Origin of the sequence: Ureibacillus chungkukjangi, assembly GCF_003217295.1 — a bacterium.
Lineage (GTDB): Bacteria > Bacillota > Bacilli > Bacillales_A > Planococcaceae > Ureibacillus > Ureibacillus chungkukjangi.
The window spans coordinates 1-20,177 of sequence record NZ_QJTJ01000030.1 but is presented as its reverse complement, the minus strand read 5'-3'; the positions used below and the strand labels follow the sequence as shown (position 1 = coordinate 20,177).

Sequence of the window (20,177 nt, the reverse complement as noted above, 5' to 3'; positions counted from 1 at the left end):
ATCACCTCTCTAGTATTATTTACTTTTTATTACAGTATTATTTTAACTTTTATAATATAGGATTGATATAGAATTTGTCGATGAATTATTACAATTAAAGCAAATTTCATATTTTGGGTTGATTTTACTAATCTAAATGTAGTAATAAGGGGTTGAAAAATGAGATTTGAAGGATAATTTATACTCAAAATTTTATCTTCGGAAAAAGGGTTTTCTAATTTGAAATCTCCAGATATACTGTCATTAATGATTTGCGGTCAGCAAGTATTTTAAAAACAAGGAGGTGTCATTTTGGAGGTAGAATCAGTTGTTGAAAGTAAGAGTATACAATTATTGTTAAAGGCCTTGCACTTTGGTGCTTCTGATATCCATATAGTTCCTGCACAAGACAGTTATTCTATCCATTTCAGGAAATACGGAAAGCTATTTCCAACGAGTAATTTGCCAAATGAGTTAGGCGATAGAATTATTTCTTATTTAAAGTTTTTATCATCTCTAGATATTAGTGAAAAGAGAAAGCCCCAAAGCGGTTCTTTTCAGAAGGAAATTTCTAGTCAATTATATGCATTTCGCGTTTCTACATTGCCCTCGATTTTCAAAAGAGAGAGTCTAGTTATTCGGATACTCGTTCAAAACTCTCGCCTTCCCATCTCGTCAATTTGTTTAAATCCAAGCTCAGCAAACAAATTAGTACAGCTTGTATCAAGTCGCCAAGGATTACTGTTGTTCTGTGGAGCGACCGGGTCAGGAAAAACTACCTCATTATATTCACTAATCAATTACACAAGTGAATCATTAGCTCGTCACGTCATTTCACTTGAGGACCCAGTTGAAAGTAATCAATCAAATTTATTGCAAATACAGGTAAATGAACGTGCAGGTGTTACTTATGCTGCTGGTTTAAAGGCAATTCTCCGCCATTCACCTGACGTTATAATGATAGGTGAGATAAGAGATAGGGAAACTGCTAAGATTGCCATAGAAGCGTCTTTAACAGGTCATTTGGTGTTGTCCACTATTCATGCAAAGGACACAGTAAACTGTATTTACCGGCTTTTAGATCTAAATATTTCTATAGAGGAAATTAGACAGGCTGTCATTGGGATTGTTGCGCAATGCTTAGTGCAGGTTGAGCCAGAAGAGAGAAAGGCGATATACGAAATATTAAGTGACCTGAATCTAATTGATGCAATTGCAACAACAATGCGCGGAGAACAGTATGAATTGCCTCATTCTGAAAAGTTGACAAGTCAGAAATCCTTATTTGAGGTGAGAAAAAGAAATGCTCCTACAACTTCGTAAGTTAAAAAACGTCACAATAAGCCTCGATAAAAAGAATAAGGTTCGGCAGCTGCCATCATTTCTTAACAGAGTTAGTACACTATTAAACGAAGGATACACCTTCTCAGATTCAATCGAAATGCTATTACCTTATCATGTAGATGACCCAAACGCTTGGCGTGTGATGATACTAGAAAAGCTGAAGAATGGGGAAGGTACTACAGAAATATTGGAGTGCTTTCAGATTCCCAAACATTTCCTGGTGGCCATTAAAATTTCTGAGGAAAGTGGAAAGCTTGCCGAAAGCCTACAAACGATTTCTAAGCAATTGGACTTCAACGAAAAAATGCGAAAAAAGCTGCTTAACCTTCTAAGCTATCCTGTGCTACTCAGTGTGTTACTTATAAGCATTTTCATAGCATTCCGCACTTACTTTCTTCCTAACATAACCCAAATTCTAAACACTCGATCTGATGGTGGGAATACAACAGTCTTAATTTCATCAATATTTCTTCGTCTTCCGGATGTCTTGTTTTTTACTTTAATAACAACTATTTGCCTCGTCACCACCGTTATTATCTACATCAAAAGATTAAACGTACAGCAACAATTACCTCTTCTGTTAAAGCTTCCGATTATTAATTACTTTTATAAAATGCATATTACAAATCACCTAGCTAAAACAATGGGGGATTTGTTGTTGGGAGGTTTTTCTCTTCAGCAGGCCTTAACAATCTTACAAGACCAACAATTAAATAAAATTCTGGCCTATGTGTCTAAGGAGATTGAGGGACAAGTCATATTCGGAGAGTCCCTTTCATCGGCTGTCTATAAACTAGGGTGGTTTTCTTCTAAATTTGAAGAGTTTATAAAGCATGGAGAAAATAGCGGTTATCTCGGGAGGCAGTTATTGATTTACAGTGAGTTAATCGATGAAAAAATACAGAACTTGATTAAAAAGGGTGTATCCATCATACAGCCACTTTTCTTTATCATAATCGCCTTAAGTATTATTGCGGCATATTTGAGTATTCTGCTGCCGATGTATGAGCTAATTGAAATAATTTAATAGGAGTGTGTTTTTCTTGAAAAGAATAAATGAAAAAGGATTTACCTTAATAGAGATGTTGATAGTCCTTCTGATCATCTCAGTTTTAGTACTGGTCACAGTACCAAATGTGACGAAGCACTTCGCAACCATTGATAACAAGGGGTGTGAAGCTTATTTGAAAATGGTTCAGGGACAAGTTGAGGCATATAAGCTTGACAATAATACACTACCATCAATAAGTGCTCTGCAAACAGGAGGGTACTTAAATGGAGATGAGGCAGCAAAATGTCCTAACGGTGACTTGATTGAGATTGAAAGTGATGGAAATGTCATTGCAGTGAAAAATACGAGTGGACAATAGTGGCATGGTAGACAAGCTGCATGGCAAAAGAGTAATGAACATGAGGGGCTTTACATTAATTGAAATGCTTCTTGTACTCTTTATTTTGCTACTTACAAGCTCCATAGTTTTTCAAATTACCCTCACACTTTCTGAAAAGTGGGTAGTAAATCAATTTTTTCAGCAGCTAATGCTAGATATTCAGGAGATTCAAGCGTTAGCTATAAAAAATGATGAGGCATTTTATATTCAATTTAATAGTTCGAATAATTATAAAGGGCATGGGATTTTCTCAGGAGAGATATTGTTTGAAAGAGAAATCCCACAAGGTATAAAGGTTGATATGACTAGTAATCTTAAACATTTCATGGTTTACCCGAGTGGTGATGTATCCAATTTTGGTACCATAAAATTTCATACGCCCTTTGGACAAACAAATTTGATTATTTATATAAAGGAAGGGCGGATGAGGTTAGTTGAATTGTAAAGGAATAGCATTTGTTGAAACTTTATTGACGGTAGCTATTATTTTAATCATAGCCGGCTCTTTGATTCCGTTAAGCTACCAGTTGAAGTCTTCTTTATATAACCAAAAATTAGAGCTGCATGCTTCAGAAACAGCATTGGATGCAGCAAAACAAATTAAAGCACAATCGAAAATTGCTGGCAGCAAAACCATAGAACTAAAAGAATTTCATTGGACATATGATGGGGAACAAATTTGTGTCCAATTTGAAAATTTAAGTGGAGAACAAGTTAAATGCATCAATCGAACCGGAGACTAATTGAAAGCAGCCAAGGCTATACACTTATTGAAGCACTCTTTTCCATTACAGTCTTTGTTCTTCTATCTCAAATCATGCTAGCCGTCCTAATTTGGATTGAGCAAATGAACACAACGGAGCTTTCAAATAATCAGGTAGCCTGGGAGCTTTTTGTAAATGACCTCCAGCAATTAGTGCTAAATGTGCGAGAGATAAAATTATCAAATGACACCAAATCCATGGAAATCTTCTACACAAATTCTAGTGGAGTAAAGAAAATAAACCGTAGTGGAGATGTCCTTAGGCTAATAGTTAATAATCAAGGAAATACTCCTTTATTAGTCGGTATTCAAAATGCTTGGTTTACTTGGGATGGCCAATATATGACGATATCAGTAATTTTTAATAATGGTATAGAAAAGGAGAGGAGGTTCTTTGTTCAAAATAGTACGTAATGAGAGTGGTGGAACCTTTATGCTTGCTATAATGTTACTATTCATAACAACTTCTTTTATTACTTTCTATTGTTTATCGTACCAATCGCAAAAATTGGTGTATAATTCATTGGAATTCGCCAATGTTCGTGCTACGATAAACCTACTGAAGGAAATTGGTAGTAAGTAGTAGAAAGATTTTGGAAAGTCAAAGAAGGTGATAGCATGCGAAAAATATATTTAGTAGGCTTCATGGGATGTGGTAAAAGCGCTATCGGACGAAGGCTAAGTTATTTTTTAAGACTACCATATTACGACATGGATCATGAGATTGTTCGTCAGCAAGGAATGTCAATACCTGAGATATTTGAAGTGTACGGGGAAGCTTATTTTAGAGCATTAGAAACAGAATTTCTTCTGAATTTCCGAGATGAAGCATGTATCATTGCAACAGGCGGTGGTGTAGCAATGAGCGAAGAAAATCGCAAAATCATGCGTCATTCCGGATTGGTACTTTTTTTAGATGCAACATTCGAAGACATTTATGTGCGTATCAAAAATGATAAGAATCGACCAATTGTGCAGCGTTCAACTAAAGAAGAGCTAGAGCAGCTGTATCAAACGAGAAGAAAATTCTATAGAGCTGCTAATCATATTCGAGTATTGACAGAGGGACGATCACTACGTCAAATTGTTGAATATATTGGGTTTCAGGTGAATCGTTTAAAAGGCGAATGATTTATATGTTTATTCTTTTGAATGTTCGTTTTTAAAGTTGGATTAAAAAAAGATTGCCTTTTCATAATGACCAATGTTAGGATATAGCCAAGAGATGTTATATTGTACATTGAATTTAGAATATTTGCGCGGATGATTGTGCGGGGAGAGAACGTGAAGAGCGTCGCCGAAGGAGCAAGTAGTGAAGAGCTATGAATCTCTCAGGCAAAAAGACTCGTACAGGACGCATCTCTGGAGAGTGCTGTTTCGATTTTATTTGATTCAGCCACCAAAGGGGAAAGCCAATTATCGATTCAAAAAGTGTATATCGATTTGGTGTAACTTTCAGGTGCAAGGACAGGGGATTCCTCAGGATTAAAGAGGATTCGTCTGTCCTTTTTTTGCGGATTGGAAGTGTTATAAAAGATATCCACGAATAATGTGACAGCAACTTGGCCGATTTGTGTTAAGTTGTGTTTTTCTATTGTGCAAATTATGGATAATACTAGGGGGACATGATGAATGGGAAATGAATTAAAGCGAACGCCATTATTTGATGAGTATGCAAAAAGCGGCGGGAAAACAATTGATTTTGGAGGTTGGGATTTACCAGTCCAATTCTCTTCCATTAAAGATGAGCATGACGCTGTTCGTCATCGCGCGGGCCTTTTCGATGTATCCCATATGGGTGAAATTATTGTAGAAGGTAAAGATGCACTGGCATATTTACAATTTTTACTAACTAATGATATTTCCAAAATTCAAATTGGTGGAGCACAGTATAATGCAATGTGCTATGAAAATGGTGGAGTTGTCGACGATTTATTAGTTTATCGACTTGAAGATGAGAAATTCTTATTGTGCGTGAATGCGGCTAACATTGAGAAAGATTTTGATTGGATGAAAGCTCAGGTTCAAGGTGAAGTAACGGTTACAAACAAATCCGAGGAATATGCACAAATTGCATTACAGGGTCCACTAGCTGAAGAAGTGCTTCAAACATTAACAGATGTAGACCTAAACTCTTTGAAATATTTTAAATTTATAGAAAACGCAGTGATTGCGGGTAACTCCGTATTACTTTCACGTACAGGTTATACAGGGGAAGATGGCTTTGAAATTTACGGTGAGCCTCAAGCAATCGTTGAGCTTTGGACAAAAATTCTAGAAGCTGGAAAAGACAAAGGTGTTGTACCTGCTGGGTTAGGTGCCCGTGATACCTTACGTTTTGAAGCGTGCCTGCCACTTTATGGTCAAGAGCTTTCAAAGGACATTTCACCTCTAGAGGCAGGAATTGGTTTTGCGGTAAAGCTTCAAAAAGAGAGCGACTTTATCGGAAAAGCGGCATTAGTAGCTCAAAAGGGAAATGGCTTAGCTAAAAAGCTTATTGGTGTTGAAATGATTGATAAAGGGATTCCTCGTCATGGCTATAAAGTATTTAAAGATGGCGTTGAAATCGGTGAGATTACTACGGGAACTCAATCGCCATTAACAAAAAGAAACATCGGTTTAGCCTTAATTGATGCAAAATTTGCTCAATTAGATACAGAGCTAGAAATAGAGATTCGCAACAAAAAATTGAAGGCGCACACATGTGCAACTCCTTTTTATAAACGCTCAAAATAAATTGTGAAAAGAGGCTTAATAAAATGGTACATCGTTATCTTCCTATGACAGAACAAGACAGAAAAGATATGCTAGCAACAATTGGTGTGGAAAGTGTTGACGAGTTATTTTCAGATATCCCTGAGAGTGTTAGATTCCAAGGGTTATACAATATTAGAGAAGCAAAATCAGAATCTGCCTTACTAAAAGAGTTAAAACAGCTTGCAGCTAAAAATGAAGACACTGATTCAAATGTTTCCTTCCTTGGTGCTGGTATTTACAATCACTATAAACCTGTTATTGTTGACCATGTTATTTCTCGTTCTGAATTTTATACTGCATACACACCATATCAGCCTGAAATTTCACAAGGGGAATTACAAGCAATTTTTGAATTCCAAACAATGATTGCGGAACTAACTGGAATGGATCTTGCAAACTCATCAATGTATGATGGAGGAACTTCTTTAGCAGAAGCAGGTATGCTGGCAGCAGGTCATACTCGTCGCAAAAAGCTATTAGTTTCTGAAGCAATCCACCCTGAATATCGTGATGTAGTGGCTACATATGCATATGGACAATCAATCGAAATTGTTCTAGTACCAACAAACAATGGAGTAACAGATATCGAGCAATTAAAAGAGCTAATTGACGATAATACAGCAGGCGTTATGGTGCAATATCCTAACTTCTTTGGTCAGGTTGAAGATCTTCAAACGCTGGGTGACATCACTCATGAAGCAAAAGGATTATTTATCGTTTCCGCAAATCCTCTTGCTTTAGGTATCCTTACACCTCCAGGTAAATTAGGAGCAGATATTACCGTTGGGGATGCACAGGTATTTGGAATTCCAGAAAGCTTTGGTGGTCCTTACTGTGGTTATTTCGCTACGACAACGAAACTGATGCGTAAGGTTCCAGGTCGTTTGGTAGGTGAGACGGTCGATCAGGAGGGGCGTCGAGGCTATGTATTAACCTTACAAGCGCGCGAGCAGCATATTCGTCGAGAAAAAGCTACTTCTAATATTTGTTCAAACCAAGCTCTATTAGCTCTTGCAGCATCAGTTGCAATGACAGCTCTTGGTAAAAAAGGTGTTCAAGAAATGGCAAAGCAAAATATTGTGAAAACACGTTATGCGAAAAACGCTTTCGAAGCAGCAGGTTTCACAGTACCTTTCCAGGGTGCCCATTTTAATGAAATTGTAGTGAAAACAAATAAGGCTGTATCGGATATCAATAAACAGCTTATTGAAGATGGAATTATTGGTGGATTTGACTTAGGCAGAACTTATCCTGAGCTGGAAAACCATGTGTTACTAGCAGTTACAGAACTACGTACAAAAGAAGAAATCGACGCATTAGTTGAGAAAATGGGGGCTTACAATGCATAACGAAAATCAATCACTCATTTTTGAATTATCCAAAGAAGGTCGAGTAGGCTATAGCTTACCAGAATTAGATGTGCAGGATTTTGATTTAACAGAACTATTACCAGAAGGTTTTGTCCGTGAAGAAGCTGCTGAATTACCAGAAGTGGCAGAGCTTGATATCATGCGTCACTATACGGCATTATCTCGTCGTAATCACGGTGTAGATTCTGGTTTCTACCCATTAGGCTCTTGTACGATGAAATATAATCCGAAAATAAATGAAAATGTAGCTAGATTATCAGGCTTTGCTAACATACATCCTTTACAAGATGAAGCAACTGTACAAGGTGCAATGGAATTACTCTATGAGCTTCAAACTTCTTTAGTAGAGATTACGGGAATGGATGAAGTGACATTACAGCCAGCAGCAGGAGCACATGGTGAATGGACAGCATTAATGATGATTCGTGCGTTCCATGAAGCAAATGGTGAAGGTCATCGTAATAAAGTAATCGTACCGGACTCTGCTCATGGTACAAATCCAGCTTCAGCTACTGTTGCAGGCTTTGAAACTATCACTGTTAAATCAAACGAAGATGGTTTAGTAGATTTAGACGATTTACGTCGTGTTGTTGGTGAAGATACAGCAGCTTTAATGCTGACAAACCCGAATACTTTAGGGTTATTCGAAGAAAATATTTTAGAAATGGCTGAAATCATTCATGGTGTTGGCGGTAAGGTTTATTATGATGGAGCTAATTTAAATGCTGTTATGAGTAAAGCACGTCCTGGGGATATGGGCTTTGACTGTGTGCATTTAAACCTTCATAAAACATTTACAGGACCTCATGGTGGTGGTGGACCAGGTTCAGGTCCAGTTGGTGTAAAAGCGGATTTAATTCCTTTCTTACCTAAACCAGTACTAGTGAAAAAAGAAGATGGATCATTCCATTTTGACTATGATCGACCTCAAACAATTGGTCGTGTAAAACCTTATTACGGGAATTTTGGTATTAATGTTCGTGCCTATACTTATATCCGTACAATGGGACCGGATGGTTTAAAAGCGGTAACTGAGTATGCTGTACTAAATGCAAACTATATGATGCGTCGTCTAGAGTCTTACTTTGACCTACCATATAATCGCCATTGTAAGCATGAATTCGTTCTTTCTGGCCGTCGTCAAAAGAAATTGGGCGTTCGTACGTTGGATATAGCTAAACGTTTACTAGATTTTGGATACCATCCACCAACAATCTATTTCCCATTGAATGTTGAAGAGGGAATGATGATTGAGCCGACAGAAACAGAATCTAAAGAGACTTTAGATGCTTTCTGTGATGCAATGATTCAAATCGCAAAAGAAACAGAAGAAAATCCTTCAATCGTTCAAGAAGCACCACATACAACAGTAATCAGCCGTTTAGATGAAACGCGTGCCGCTCGTACACCTATTCTTCGTTATACTAAAATCGAAGGCTAATAGAGTTAGACGTCTCGACTAACGAGGCGTCTTTTTCTTTGTTGCTGATAATTATCAAAAAAATGACAGTACACAACATATATTAAAATGCAAATAGTAGGTTTGTATGTTGATTTGAAACACTGGTAACTAATGTGACTATATAATAGGAAGAAACTCGTGTTTTATCTTTGGAGGATAACGCTCTTTTCATCTTTTTGTGGGATAGAAAAATGCTAAATGCGAAGTGAAAAATAAATATTTTGAATCATTTTTTAGGCGAGAAATCTCGCAATTTGAGTTTCCTCAGTTTTTAGAAGGTGAGAAGCAAATATAAAAAACACAACTCGATTATTTATAACCTGAGCTGTGTTTTTCAAATTTGCTTAAGCTTTTGATTTTACTTTACCTGACCAAGTTTTGAAACCGCCTTGTAATTGGAAAACCTGATTATAGCCTTTTTTCTTTAAGAAAAGTGCAGTACGTGCGCTACGACCTGCATTTTGGCAATATAAGTAGACTGGTAGATCTGGACGGACTTCTTTATAGCGTTGGCGAAGTTGAGTTGAAGGGATATTACGTGCACCTAAAATATGCCCCGCTTCAAATTCTTTCACTTCACGCACATCAATTAGCTGTGCTTTTCGATAGCCTTGTATAAATTGATCTTGATCTAAGTTTGTCACTGCTTTTTTAAGACGCAGTGTATTTACTAGAACGTATACGATGATAGCACCTAGTATGATAGCAATTGTATAAAGTACAGTCACTGCAATATTTCTCCTTTCTTTCTTCATATTCCATTATAAAAGAGAAAGTGGCGTTAGTCCAATCAGTTTGATAAAATGATATTTAGTGTCTAAGGGAGATGATGAAATGAAATCAAAATGGTATTTTATAAATTCAGGACCTTGTAGTCCATCATATAATATGGCTTTAGATGAAGCGTTGCTTGATTTACATAGTCAAGGTGAAACTCCTCCGGTAATCCGCTTCTATGAGTGGAATCCTGCAACTCTATCAATTGGTTATTTCCAGAGTGCAGAGAAGGATATCGATTTAGAGATTATAAAAGAACAGAAGCTAGGCTTTGTTAGACGCCCTACAGGTGGACGAGCGGTATTACATGAAAGTGAGTTAACCTACAGTATTATTGTGAATGAGCAATATCCTGATATGCCTGCTGGTGTGACAGAGGCTTATCGAGTACTAAGTGAAGGACTATTACTAGGCTTTCAAAATTTAGGCTTAGATGCTTATTTTAGTATTCCAGATACAGAAGAGAAGCAGCAAGACTTAAAGAAACCAAAAAGCGCGGTCTGCTTTGATGCACCGAGCTGGTACGAATTAGTTGTTGAAGGAAAAAAGGTAGCGGGAAGTGCTCAAACTCGCCAAAAAGGTGTTATTTTACAGCATGGAGCGATACTGCTAGATCTTGATGAAGAAAAGCTTTTATCTGTTTTTAAATTTTCGTCAGCAGAAGCAAAGGAAAAAATGCGTCAGAAGCTCCCAGAAAAGGCTGTTGCGATTAATAGACTGACTGATAAGGAAATTACAATTTCGCAATGTATTGAGGCATTTAAAGAAGGATTTGAGCAGGCATTGGATATTGAGCTAGTTCCATATCAATTAACTGAAGAACAAATGCAATACGTAAAAAATCTCGAAGCAACAAAATATTTAACTGATGAATGGAATTTTAAAAAATAAGAACGTACGTTTCTTGCATACCAGAAAATTTTTTATAGAGTTAAAAGTCTTTAATTTAAAGGAGTTTAACTAGTTTTAAAAAAATCAAGCCCTTGAAATGATATTTTTTATAAGGTAATCTTTTCTAGTGAATAAATTATCTACATCTAGTGTTAATCTATTTTCTCGAGCACTATATGTTGTGGCTCTGAGAAAAGTAGATTATACTAGATGTATTATCTATTAAGGGAGGCTGGCAGATGGTATTGGCAAAAGAAACGAAAACAACCATCCTCGTAAACCAATTAAACAAAGACATCGAGAAATTTCCTCAAGTACATCCGATTACACCGGATATGCAAATTACGCATAAAGGTGTATCAAGATTAGTAATGATTGACCGCTATTCATTTAAGGATACAGAAAAGAAAACATTAAAGCCTGGAGATTTTGTTGTATTAACAATTAAAGAAGATCCAAAATTTCCTGCTCGCGGATTAGGATTTATTCAATCAATTGATTTTGAAGCAAAGAAAGCTGAAATTTTAATCGAAGAAGAATACCGCCATGTTTTAGATAACGCAAAAGAACAAGAATCTGGTGTTATCGTACGTTCCTTAGATGTAATTGAAAAACCTCTTGAAGTTTTCTATGAACAAATTGCAAAACGTAATGCGTTTGGATTAGCTGCTGTTGAAGAGACAGAAGAAAATAGGGAAAAATGGTTTGCGAAGTTCTATGAACAACTCGTATCCTTAAAATTTATCCCTGCCGGCCGAGTGCTATATGGAGCAGGCTCTCAGACAGATGTGACATTCTTTAACTGTTATGTTATGCCTTTTGTAGCAGATAGTCGTGAAGGCATTAGTGATCACCGTAAACAAGTAATGGAAATTATGAGTCGCGGTGGTGGAGTTGGGACAAACGGTTCTACACTTCGTCCGCGTAACACATTGGCGCGCGGCGTAAATGGTAAATCAAGCGGTTCTGTATCTTGGCTTGATGACATTGCAAAGCTGACACATCTTGTTGAACAGGGTGGTAGTCGTCGTGGGGCTCAAATGATAATGCTGGCAGATTGGCATCCGGATATTGTAGAATTTATTATTTCTAAAATGCAAAATCCACGTATTCTTCGTTTCCTAATCGAAAATACGAATGATGAACTAATCTCACTTTTAGCGAATGAAAAACTGAAATTCAAACCTTTAACACAACAAGAAGAAGCAATGTATCAAGGCATTGTTAATTATAAAGCGATTCCTGGTTTAGGTGGGTTCAATGAATCTATCATTAAGGAAGCAGAAACGAAATTACGAGATGGTGGAACTTATAGTGTCCACAATCCAGAGTTCTTAACTGGAGCAAATATCTCTGTCACATTAACAAAAGACTTCATGGAAGCTGTTGAGAATGACGGTGACTATGAATTACGATTCCCGGACGTAGCAAACTACTCTCCAGAAGAAATGGCTATTTACAATGAAAAATGGCATGAAGTAGGGGATGTAAGAGAATGGGAAGCTCTTGGTTATGGAGTTCGCACATATCGAAAAATTAAAGCCCGTGAATTATGGAACTTAATTAATATCTGTGCAACTTATGCAGCAGAGCCAGGTATTTTCTTTATCGACAATGCAAATGACATGACAAACGCACGAAGCTACGGTCAAAAAGTTGTTGCAACAAACCCATGTGGTGAACAACCACTCGCACCGTTTTCTGTGTGTAACCTTGCAGCGGTGAACTTAGCACAGTTTGCTGAAAAAGAAACAAAAACAGTTAATTTCGATGCACTTCGTGAAACAGTTCGTATCGGAGTACGCATGCAAGATAACGTTATTAATGCAACGCCTTATTTCTTAGAAGAAAACCGTAAACAAGCATTAGGAGAACGACGTGTGGGTCTTGGTGTTATGGGACTTGCCGATCTACTTATTTACTGTGAAAAAGAATATGGTTCACCAGAAGGTAACGAGCTTGTTGATAAAATCTTTGAAACAATTGCAGTAGCTGCATACGAAACGTCGACTGAGCTTGGGAAAGAAAGAGGCTGTTTCCCATTCCTAGAAGGTGAAACAGAAGAAGAAACGAGCCGATTACGACAAGCCTTCATTAACACAGGCTATATGCAAAAAATGCCTGAACATGTGCGCCAAGGTATTCTGGAAAACGGTATTCGCAACTCGCATCTTCTAACAGTTGCTCCCACAGGTTCCACTGGGACAATGGTAGGAGTGGCAACAGGCCTTGAACCTTACTTCTCATTCGTTTATTATCGTTCAGGCCGTTTAGGTAAATTTATCGAAGTAAAGGCTGAGATCGTTCAAGAATATTTAGAAACACATCCAGAAGCAGATGAAAATAATCTGCCAGATTGGTTTGTTTCATCAATGGCATTATCAGCAGAAGCGCATGCGGATGTGCAATGTGTTATTCAACGTTGGGTAGATTCATCGATTTCTAAAACAGTAAACGCACCAAAAGGATACACGGTTGAACAGGTTCAAAAAGTGTATGAGCGCCTTTACAAGGGTGGAGCAAAAGGTGGTACAGTTTATGTCGATGGAAGTCGAGATTCACAAGTACTAACATTAAAAGCAGAATCCTCTCATGATGAGCAACTTGCATTTGACGAAGTTCTTGAAGAAGAAGCAAAAGGGAAACAAACAGTAGTATTGGTTGATACAATCGCACCGCTTGCAACTACAAACGTAACAATTGGATCTGAAGTAGGAAATACTTGTCCAGTTTGTCGTCAAGGCACAGTTGAAGAATTGGGTGGCTGTAACACATGTACAGGCTGTGGTGCCCAATTAAAATGTGGACTATAAAAAGCTAGTACAAAAGGCAATTGTGGATTTACAATAAAGTTTGATTTTTACAATAAAGTTCGATACAAAATAACCTCTTTGGTATTCTTTTTTACTAAAGAGGTTATTTTTTTGTCTTTTCAGAAAACGGAAAGGTGAGTAAATGAATGTCTAAAAGAAAACGTTCTTCATCAATTGAAAAGAAGTTGAAGGAAGGTCTTGGACAAATCACAGGTATCGATTATAAGCCGTGGATTAAAATTCAAGATATTCCATCACTAGGTAGTTCAACGCGATTAAAAGGTACTAAAGTACCGAGACAAAGACAATGAATTTCTTTCAGAGTTGGAACGAAACTATTTTTATTTGTTGGGATATTCAAATTTTATTATCGATAATAGAGAGCAGTTTCCGTTGTTCCAAAACGAAACCTGTTAGGAGGGGAGTCTTATATTTTCTTTTTTTCTATAAATTATGTTCTATGAACTTTTTCTTATTAAATGTTTTTCATTAAAGAGAAGTACTTACTTTTTTAGGTAGGACATAGTGAAATGGTATCTTATAAAAATGACTATAAAAACTGGATCAGAAATAAATGTATAAACGAAACATCAGTTTCTCCATAATGTAATCAAAAGTTGATATTAAATTTATATTCTACTAGTACGATCATATACGATAGATATTAAGGGAGGTTCATATTTTTGAGAAAACTGTTATTAACAATTACAGATTGGGTTTCAACCAAACGTGGGATGTGGATTACGATTATCGCTTGGCTAGTCGTGATGGTAGGATTAAGTGCGGGACCAAGGCTTGGAGATTATAAAGTAACTAATTTTCAATCGCTCCCAGATGAAGCACAATCTATATTAGCTGAGAAAAAGACAAAGGAGATATTTCCAAATGAGCAAGGGACACCAGGAATCCTTGTGTTCCATAATGAAAATGGCAACATCAGTACCGATGAGGTCACACAAATACTAAATAGAATAGTAGAAGAAGATATTAAAGGAATTGAGACTATCGTTGACATAGGTGCACTTCCACCTCAAGCGTTAAAGGGCTTTATTTCTCAGGATGGCTCAACGATGATTGTTCCGATGGAATTAGAGCAGGGTCTTGGCAATGGTGAGTATTCCGACATCAATGACAAGGTTTCAGAGATAGGGAATACGATTGCAGAGAAGTTTGAAAATATGTCTTTTTATATTACTGGACCAGCAGGAATTGCTGGGGACACACTCAAGTTATTTGAACAAGCAGACTTTGTATTATTACTTGCAACTATAGTAATTATATTAGTATTACTTATAGCGATTTACCGGTCACCGTTACTTGCATTTATACCTCTACTTGCAACAGTTATTGTCTATCAGGTTGTGAATCAAAGTGTCGCATTACTAGGGGTGGGTGGGTTAGAAATCAATAACTCAACAACCTCAATTATGAGTATTTTGCTTTTTGCTGCAGTGATTGATTATTCACTATTTGTATTCTCCCGTTACCGTGAGGAGCTTAACAAGGTTGAAAGTAAATATGAAGCAATGAAACTTGCAATGCGTGCAATTGGAGAACCTGTATTTTTTGCTGGTGGAACAGTGTTAGCATCAATGTTAGTCTTATTCTTTGCTAATTTCCGTGATTATCAAAACTTTGCCCCGATTTTCGGACTTGCTATGTTCTTTATCATTATAGCGTCGATCACATTGGTACCAGCTTTATTTACGCTATTTGGTCGTAAAGCATTTTGGCCGAAAGTTCCAAAGTACGGACAAGCCAAAGAAGTAAAACACGGAATTTGGGGACCAATTGCTAATTTTGTAGTGAAAAAACCAGTTTTTTCTGGAGGCATTGTTGGTATTTTCCTTCTCATTACTGCTTTTAATATGTTTAATCTGGATTTTGAATTTGATACCGTAAAAAAGTTTCCTGAGGATTTACCATCTCGAGTGGGTTATGAAATTGTAGAGGAAAAATATGACAAAGGGGAACTAGCACCTACCACACTGGTAATTGAAAGTGATGAGTCTTTTGACACAGAAAAGGTTACTGCTGTTACAGACAAACTTCAAGATTATGATGAAGAAATTGCGTCCGTACTTTTGACTGAACAATCTGAAGATTCTAAAGCTATAAAGCTGAATGTAGTTTTAGCAACGAGTCCATATTCCACGCAAGCGATGGATATAATTAAAGATTTACGTGAAGATACACAAGATCTATTAACTGATGCTTCTATCTCTGGAGAAGCATACTATAGCGGAGTGACTGCAAAGCTAGTAGATGAACGAGATGTGAATAGGAAGGATATCTTTACTATTGTGATACTTGAATCATTACTAATACTAATTCTCTTATTCACCCTTACTCGTTCGTTTAAAATGCCGATCTATATGATGGGGACCATTTTACTTTCTTATGTATCTGCTTTAGGGCTTGGGATTTTTCTAGTTGATTTCTTGTTTGGTTATGAAGCTTTAAGTACTCGTGTACCTGTCTATGCTTTCATTTTCTTAGTGGCCTTAGGTATAGATTATAATATTATCCTTGCCTCTAGATTCATTGAAGAGCGGAATACACATCGAGTTAAAGATGCTCTTGAAATTGCAATCCGAAATACCGGTGGTGTCATATCATCTGCGGGTATCATTCTTGCGGCAACTTTTGCAGCGTTGACTACAATACCAATTGCTGACCTTTTCGTCTTTGGATTTATCGTCGCAATTGGAATCTTAATTGATACGTTCCTAGTTCGAGGAATGCTTCTACCAGCTTTGATACTACTATTTGAAAAAGAAAAGCAAGTCTAGCATAATGAACAGTGATAAAAGAATACAAAGGACTTCCTTTGTATTCTCCCTTTTTAGGAGGCTCATATAATGAAGGTTCTTGTTGTAGATGATGATGTCTATATTCAACAACTTGTATCTATACACTTAAGTCGAGAAGGTTATCAAGTATCTAGAGCTAATCATGCGGAAGAAGCCTTGGATATACTGGAAGAAAAAAACTTTGATTTAGCGATTGTCGATGTGATGATGCCAGAGATGGATGGATTTGAATTGACAAAGATATTATCAACTGACTACGATATCCCCGTTATACTGCTGACTGCCAAAGGACAGATTGGTGATAAAGAACAAGGCTTCTTAGCGGGTTCGGATGACTATATCGTTAAGCCATTTGAGGTAAAGGAACTCCTATTTCGAGTTGCTGTTGTTTTACGGCGTGTTGAACGTGCCATGGAAATGGTCTTAAAGGTAGGAAATCTCACGATAGATCGGAAAAACTTTGAATTAATGATCAATCGAGAAACAGTCCTTCCACCACTAAAGGAATTTGAATTATTAAGTTTATTAGCCTCACGCGCAAATAAGATTATACCTAGAGCTTTTTTAGTTGAACAAGTATGGGGAGTTGATTATGAAGGCGGAGAACAAACTCTTAATACGCATATAAACCGAATTAGAGATCGTTTGAAAAAATATCATGCATCGGTGGAAATTCAAACAGTCCGAGGGATTGGCTACAAGCTTGAGGTTACCAAATGAGAACTCTGTATCGGAAATTCATTATTGCAACACTATCGATTTTAATCATAAGTGTCACGATTGGGATGATAGTAGCCAATTTTATTTACATGTCTTCTACAAAGCAGAAGATTGATCAGCAAAATGTAGAAATCGCCCAAACAATTACATTAAATCTTGAAAATATGCATTCGAATCATTCTTCCTTGGAGCCTTTCTTAGATTCGATTGGCAATCTTGGGTATCAAATATATGTGATAAACGAATCAGGGCAAGATGCTTATTTTGGCAATGCTTTTTCAAAGACAGAACTACCTAAAGAAGCCATGAGGGTAATCTTAGACAAAGAAATCTACCATGGCATGAGCCATTTTTCACATAAGTTTTTAATGATGGGACACTTCTCGAATGATGTGAAGAATACTGTCGGTGTGCCATTCACCATGAGTGGAGAGCAATACGGTTTATTCTTACGTCCCAATAATAAACTGCTCTTTTCTGATATTCATATGATTTTAGCATGGTTTTTTGTAGCGGTTACAGTTGTTAGCATTAGTGGGGTAATCCTGTTTGCAAAGCATCTCATTCAACCGATTACCAAATTAACGGAAGCGACCAGAGAGATTACACGTGAGAACTTCCTTTATCCGTTAAAGATTAATCGTAATGATGAGCTTGGACAATTAGCAGAAAGCTTTAACAACATGCAGAGGCAGTTACAGCATAATGATGAAGCTCGAAAATCCTTTATTAATAATGTGTCACATGACTTTCAATCTCCACTAATGAATATTCAAGGTTACGCGGAGCTTCTACTGTCACAAAGTGTAACTGAAACGGAATCAAAAGAGTACCTACAAATTATTGATCAAGAATCAAAGCGGCTTTCCAATCTAACGAAGCAACTGTTGTTATTAACTTCGCTTGATCAGAAAGCGTATCCGATGAAGATTTCAGAGGTTCAATTTGACAAACAAATAAAACAAACCATCCGTAGGTATCAATGGCGACTACAGGAAAAGGAAATTGAAGTTTCTTATAATCTGGCACCTATTCGCATGAAGGCTGATGCCGAACTAATGAGCAACGTCTGGGACAACTTGATAACAAATGCCATAAAATATAATGCTCATGGGGGGAGTATCTGGATAAGCTTATTTAAAAGTGAATCTGTAATCACTATCATGGTGAAAGATTCTGGAATTGGTATGTCTCAGGAAGCTATCACCCAAATCTTTGACCGTTTTTATCGAATAGATTCATCTAGAAAAAGTGACGGTACAGGGTTAGGCTTATCCATTGTTAAACAAATCATTGACTTGCATGGAGGAGAAATCAAAGTTGATAGCAAGGTTGACGAGGGAACAACCTTCACACTCTTATTCCCAAATATAAATTAATTGGAGGATTAAATAGATGGAACAAACTTGGAGTTTAAGGCTAATACGGTTTTCGGCGATTTTCGGAATAATCGGTACTTTTATTGGTTCTCAGATGTCAGGTAATATGGATTATTCAATGAGACCTATCCATGCTCATATTCTATTAGTAGGGTGGCTATCTGTATTTGCTTGGGGAATTTTTTATAAGGTGTATAAAATTAAATACAAAAGACTTGTACCTATTCACAGTATCCTAGGAATTCTTGGTGCTACAGGATTGACCGTTGGAATGTGGATGTATAATTTGAATCCATTAAATCTTGATGAAACCTTTGTAATGGTGTTATTTATTGTGGGTGGAAGCTTCCTTTTAATAGCATTCTTATTATTCGTGCTTATCACCTTTCTAGTTGATAACAGGGAAATTAAAATTTAAATAGTATTCCCAAAGAAATCGACTTAAAATGTCGTGAAGGCTTACAAATCGCCATTCCATTCAATATATCTTTCATAATTGGGAACTACAATACTATGGCTTTAGTGGACTTGAAGATTTTAGAAGGCTCTAGTTTGTTCTTGGAACAAGTGCTTGTGAAAGTGTCTTAATAGTAGTGTTTATATTCTGGATAATAAATTCCTAAAATGAGAACAATTAAGCTAACAGGTGGTTAGTTGAAGAGCGGATTACAGATAATTATCAAACTTTATTGTAAAATTGTATAATACTTCACAAATAATGAACCCGTTTTGATCAATCTTTTTCAAAACGGGTTCTTATTAAGTTACGTAAGACGTGGGTTTGTAAGATGTTTTTAATCAAACTTTATTTCAAACCTACAGCAATTTCCCGAAAAACGGAAATTGCCTTTTTCTTTTAAGCAAACCAATAATCATAAATATTTTTAATAATTAAAACCACAGTCATGATAATAAATAACATTCTCACGAAGCTGGTACCTTTACTTAGTGCAAATTTCGTACCAATGAAAGCTCCTGCAATCATTGAAACCCCCATTATTAAACCATAAGTAAAAACTACTTCTCCCAAAATTAAAAACATAATAAGAGCGGCAATATTACTTATAAAATTCAGTAGCTTAGCGTTTCCGGCTGCCTGCAAAAAATCAAAGCCTGCAATCAAGAAGATGAACATAATAAAGGATCCGGTACCAGGTCCGAAAAATCCGTCATAGAAACCTATCAGAACTATTCCCGCAACAAAAAGTGTACCTTGCTTCCAATCTAAAGGCTTTCTCTCCTCTAGCTGACCCCAATTTTTCTTTAATAATGTATAAACTAAAACAACAATTAGCATGACTATAATCAATGGTCTTAAGAGCTCTGAATCCATTAAATGAACTGTCCAAGCTCCTAGCATTGAAAAGATAAAGACAAAGGGAAGGATGGGTCCGAGCAGCTTAATATCAATTTTTCCTGCTTTAAAAAATGTTAAGGAGCTTGTTAAATTTCCCATTGAAGCTGCAAGTTTATTTGTAGCGATAGCTGCTGAAGGGGGAAGTCCAACTGATAATAAGGCAGGGAGTGTAATTAAACCACCACCGCCTACAGTTGCGTTAATAAAAGCTCCAACAAAACCAAAAAAGATAATAATGATTACTTTGTACAAATCCATTTCCATATCCCCCTCTGTTAGGATAGATGTCGTATCGAGCTTACGTGGTATAGTAAAGTAAAAACACGGAGGTCGAGACGAATGACAATGAAAAGAGAACGTA

General features: G+C 36.8%; 18 protein-coding genes, 1 pseudogene and 1 riboswitch. Of the genes and pseudogenes, 17 read left to right on the top strand and 2 right to left on the bottom strand.

Annotated elements, in window-relative coordinates; genetic code table 11:
• Positions 1-288: 288 nt before the first annotated feature.
• The 10 genes from comGA to gcvPB all read left to right on the top strand — a co-directional run bounded on the left by comGA (position 289) and on the right by gcvPB (position 9,045).
• Positions 289-1,302, top strand: a complete 1,014-nt coding sequence (gene comGA, locus BJ095_RS15740) for a competence type IV pilus ATPase ComGA (protein ID WP_107934815.1) — start codon at positions 289-291, stop codon at positions 1,300-1,302.
• Positions 1,283-2,350, top strand: coding sequence for a competence type IV pilus assembly protein ComGB (comGB, locus tag BJ095_RS15735; RefSeq protein WP_107934816.1), 1,068 nt, complete (start codon positions 1,283-1,285; stop codon positions 2,348-2,350). Before comGA ends, comGB begins: the two co-directional genes overlap by 20 nt.
• A gap of 55 nt (positions 2,351-2,405) precedes the next feature.
• The gene (gene comGC, locus BJ095_RS15730; RefSeq protein WP_404427986.1) at positions 2,406-2,693 is read left to right on the top strand and encodes a competence type IV pilus major pilin ComGC; all 288 of its coding nucleotides are present in this window, start codon (positions 2,406-2,408) and stop codon (positions 2,691-2,693) included.
• Positions 2,683-3,159: a prepilin-type N-terminal cleavage/methylation domain-containing protein gene (locus BJ095_RS15725; protein WP_146223225.1), complete on the top strand. Its 477-nt coding sequence runs from the start codon at positions 2,683-2,685 to the stop codon at positions 3,157-3,159. Before comGC ends, BJ095_RS15725 begins: the two co-directional genes overlap by 11 nt.
• A gap of 25 nt (positions 3,160-3,184) precedes the next feature.
• Positions 3,185-3,457 carry a hypothetical protein gene (locus BJ095_RS15720; protein ID WP_215534993.1) on the top strand — a complete coding sequence of 91 codons (273 nt, stop codon included), beginning with the start codon at positions 3,185-3,187 and terminating at the stop codon, positions 3,455-3,457.
• Positions 3,433-3,891: a competence type IV pilus minor pilin ComGF gene (gene comGF / locus BJ095_RS15715; RefSeq protein ID WP_107934820.1), complete on the top strand. Its 459-nt coding sequence runs from the start codon at positions 3,433-3,435 to the stop codon at positions 3,889-3,891. Before BJ095_RS15720 ends, comGF begins: the two co-directional genes overlap by 25 nt.
• A gap of 204 nt (positions 3,892-4,095) precedes the next feature.
• The gene (locus BJ095_RS15705; protein WP_107934822.1) at positions 4,096-4,608 is read left to right on the top strand and encodes a shikimate kinase; all 513 of its coding nucleotides are present in this window, start codon (positions 4,096-4,098) and stop codon (positions 4,606-4,608) included.
• Between the two features lie 132 nt (positions 4,609-4,740).
• Positions 4,741-4,834, top strand: a riboswitch (glycine riboswitch).
• A 275-nt stretch (positions 4,835-5,109) separates the two neighbouring features.
• A complete protein-coding gene (gene gcvT, locus BJ095_RS15700) occupies positions 5,110-6,213 on the top strand; it encodes a glycine cleavage system aminomethyltransferase GcvT (protein WP_107934823.1) in 1,104 nt (367 codons plus the stop codon).
• Positions 6,214-6,236: 23 nt separating this feature from the next.
• The gene (gcvPA, locus tag BJ095_RS15695; protein WP_107934824.1) at positions 6,237-7,583 is read left to right on the top strand and encodes an aminomethyl-transferring glycine dehydrogenase subunit GcvPA; all 1,347 of its coding nucleotides are present in this window, start codon (positions 6,237-6,239) and stop codon (positions 7,581-7,583) included.
• The gene (gene gcvPB, locus BJ095_RS15690; protein ID WP_107934825.1) at positions 7,576-9,045 is read left to right on the top strand and encodes an aminomethyl-transferring glycine dehydrogenase subunit GcvPB; all 1,470 of its coding nucleotides are present in this window, start codon (positions 7,576-7,578) and stop codon (positions 9,043-9,045) included. The genes gcvPA and gcvPB overlap by 8 nt, the downstream gene beginning before the upstream one ends.
• A 365-nt stretch (positions 9,046-9,410) precedes the next feature.
• Here gcvPB and BJ095_RS15685 read toward each other — a convergent pair whose 3' ends face one another.
• Entirely contained in the window at positions 9,411-9,794 is a 384-nt protein-coding gene (locus BJ095_RS15685) for a rhodanese-like domain-containing protein (RefSeq protein ID WP_107934826.1), read from the bottom strand.
• Positions 9,795-9,900: 106 nt separating this feature from the next.
• On the opposite strand from BJ095_RS15685, the gene BJ095_RS15680 reads away from it, so the two are divergent.
• The 7 genes and pseudogenes from BJ095_RS15680 to BJ095_RS15650 all read left to right on the top strand — a co-directional run bounded on the left by BJ095_RS15680 (position 9,901) and on the right by BJ095_RS15650 (position 18,877).
• Positions 9,901-10,734 carry a lipoate--protein ligase family protein gene (locus tag BJ095_RS15680; RefSeq protein ID WP_107934827.1) on the top strand — a complete coding sequence of 278 codons (834 nt, stop codon included), beginning with the start codon at positions 9,901-9,903 and terminating at the stop codon, positions 10,732-10,734.
• A gap of 239 nt (positions 10,735-10,973) precedes the next feature.
• Entirely contained in the window at positions 10,974-13,547 is a 2,574-nt protein-coding gene (locus BJ095_RS15675) for a vitamin B12-dependent ribonucleotide reductase (protein WP_107934828.1), read from the top strand.
• 146 nt (positions 13,548-13,693) lie between these two features.
• Positions 13,694-13,955 (top strand): annotated as a pseudogene (locus BJ095_RS19305) (hypothetical protein); the annotation flags it as partial.
• A gap of 275 nt (positions 13,956-14,230) precedes the next feature.
• Entirely contained in the window at positions 14,231-16,339 is a 2,109-nt protein-coding gene (locus BJ095_RS15665; protein ID WP_107934829.1) for an MMPL family transporter, read from the top strand.
• Positions 16,340-16,408: 69 nt separating this feature from the next.
• Positions 16,409-17,080 (top strand): response regulator transcription factor, encoded by a 672-nt coding sequence (locus tag BJ095_RS15660; protein ID WP_107934830.1) that lies wholly within the window; start codon positions 16,409-16,411, stop codon positions 17,078-17,080.
• An 89-nt stretch (positions 17,081-17,169) separates the two neighbouring features.
• Positions 17,170-18,459, top strand: coding sequence for a sensor histidine kinase (locus tag BJ095_RS15655; protein ID WP_235867688.1), 1,290 nt, complete (start codon positions 17,170-17,172; stop codon positions 18,457-18,459).
• Positions 18,460-18,475: 16 nt separating this feature from the next.
• Positions 18,476-18,877: an NfeD family protein gene (locus tag BJ095_RS15650; RefSeq protein ID WP_107934832.1), complete on the top strand. Its 402-nt coding sequence runs from the start codon at positions 18,476-18,478 to the stop codon at positions 18,875-18,877.
• Positions 18,878-19,315: 438 nt separating this feature from the next.
• On the opposite strand, the gene BJ095_RS15645 is transcribed toward BJ095_RS15650, so the two are convergent.
• Positions 19,316-20,080, bottom strand: a complete 765-nt coding sequence (locus tag BJ095_RS15645) for a TSUP family transporter (RefSeq protein WP_107934833.1) — start codon at positions 20,078-20,080, stop codon at positions 19,316-19,318.
• Between the last annotated feature and the right edge of the window lie 97 nt (positions 20,081-20,177).

Excerpts from the sequence above, each read along its gene's own strand:
- BJ095_RS15660 (WP_107934830.1), top strand. The coding sequence starts at position 16,409 with ATGAAGGTTCTTGTTGTAGATGATGATGTCTATATTCAACAACTTGTA.
- gcvT (WP_107934823.1), top strand. The coding sequence starts at position 5,110 with ATGGGAAATGAATTAAAGCGAACGCCATTATTTGATGAGTATGCAAAA.
- BJ095_RS15675 (WP_107934828.1), top strand. The coding sequence starts at position 10,974 with ATGGTATTGGCAAAAGAAACGAAAACAACCATCCTCGTAAACCAATTA.
- BJ095_RS15705 (WP_107934822.1), top strand. The coding sequence starts at position 4,096 with ATGCGAAAAATATATTTAGTAGGCTTCATGGGATGTGGTAAAAGCGCT.
- BJ095_RS15650 (WP_107934832.1), top strand. The coding sequence starts at position 18,476 with ATGGAACAAACTTGGAGTTTAAGGCTAATACGGTTTTCGGCGATTTTC.
- BJ095_RS15655 (WP_235867688.1), top strand. The coding sequence starts at position 17,170 with ATGTCTTCTACAAAGCAGAAGATTGATCAGCAAAATGTAGAAATCGCC.
- comGB (WP_107934816.1), top strand. The coding sequence starts at position 1,283 with ATGCTCCTACAACTTCGTAAGTTAAAAAACGTCACAATAAGCCTCGAT.
- comGC (WP_404427986.1), top strand. The coding sequence starts at position 2,406 with ATGTTGATAGTCCTTCTGATCATCTCAGTTTTAGTACTGGTCACAGTA.
- gcvPB (WP_107934825.1), top strand. The coding sequence starts at position 7,576 with ATGCATAACGAAAATCAATCACTCATTTTTGAATTATCCAAAGAAGGT.
- BJ095_RS15680 (WP_107934827.1), top strand. The coding sequence starts at position 9,901 with ATGAAATCAAAATGGTATTTTATAAATTCAGGACCTTGTAGTCCATCA.
- comGF (WP_107934820.1), top strand. The coding sequence starts at position 3,433 with ATGCATCAATCGAACCGGAGACTAATTGAAAGCAGCCAAGGCTATACA.
- BJ095_RS15645 (WP_107934833.1), bottom strand. The coding sequence starts at position 20,080 with ATGGAAATGGATTTGTACAAAGTAATCATTATTATCTTTTTTGGTTTT.
- gcvPA (WP_107934824.1), top strand. The coding sequence starts at position 6,237 with ATGGTACATCGTTATCTTCCTATGACAGAACAAGACAGAAAAGATATG.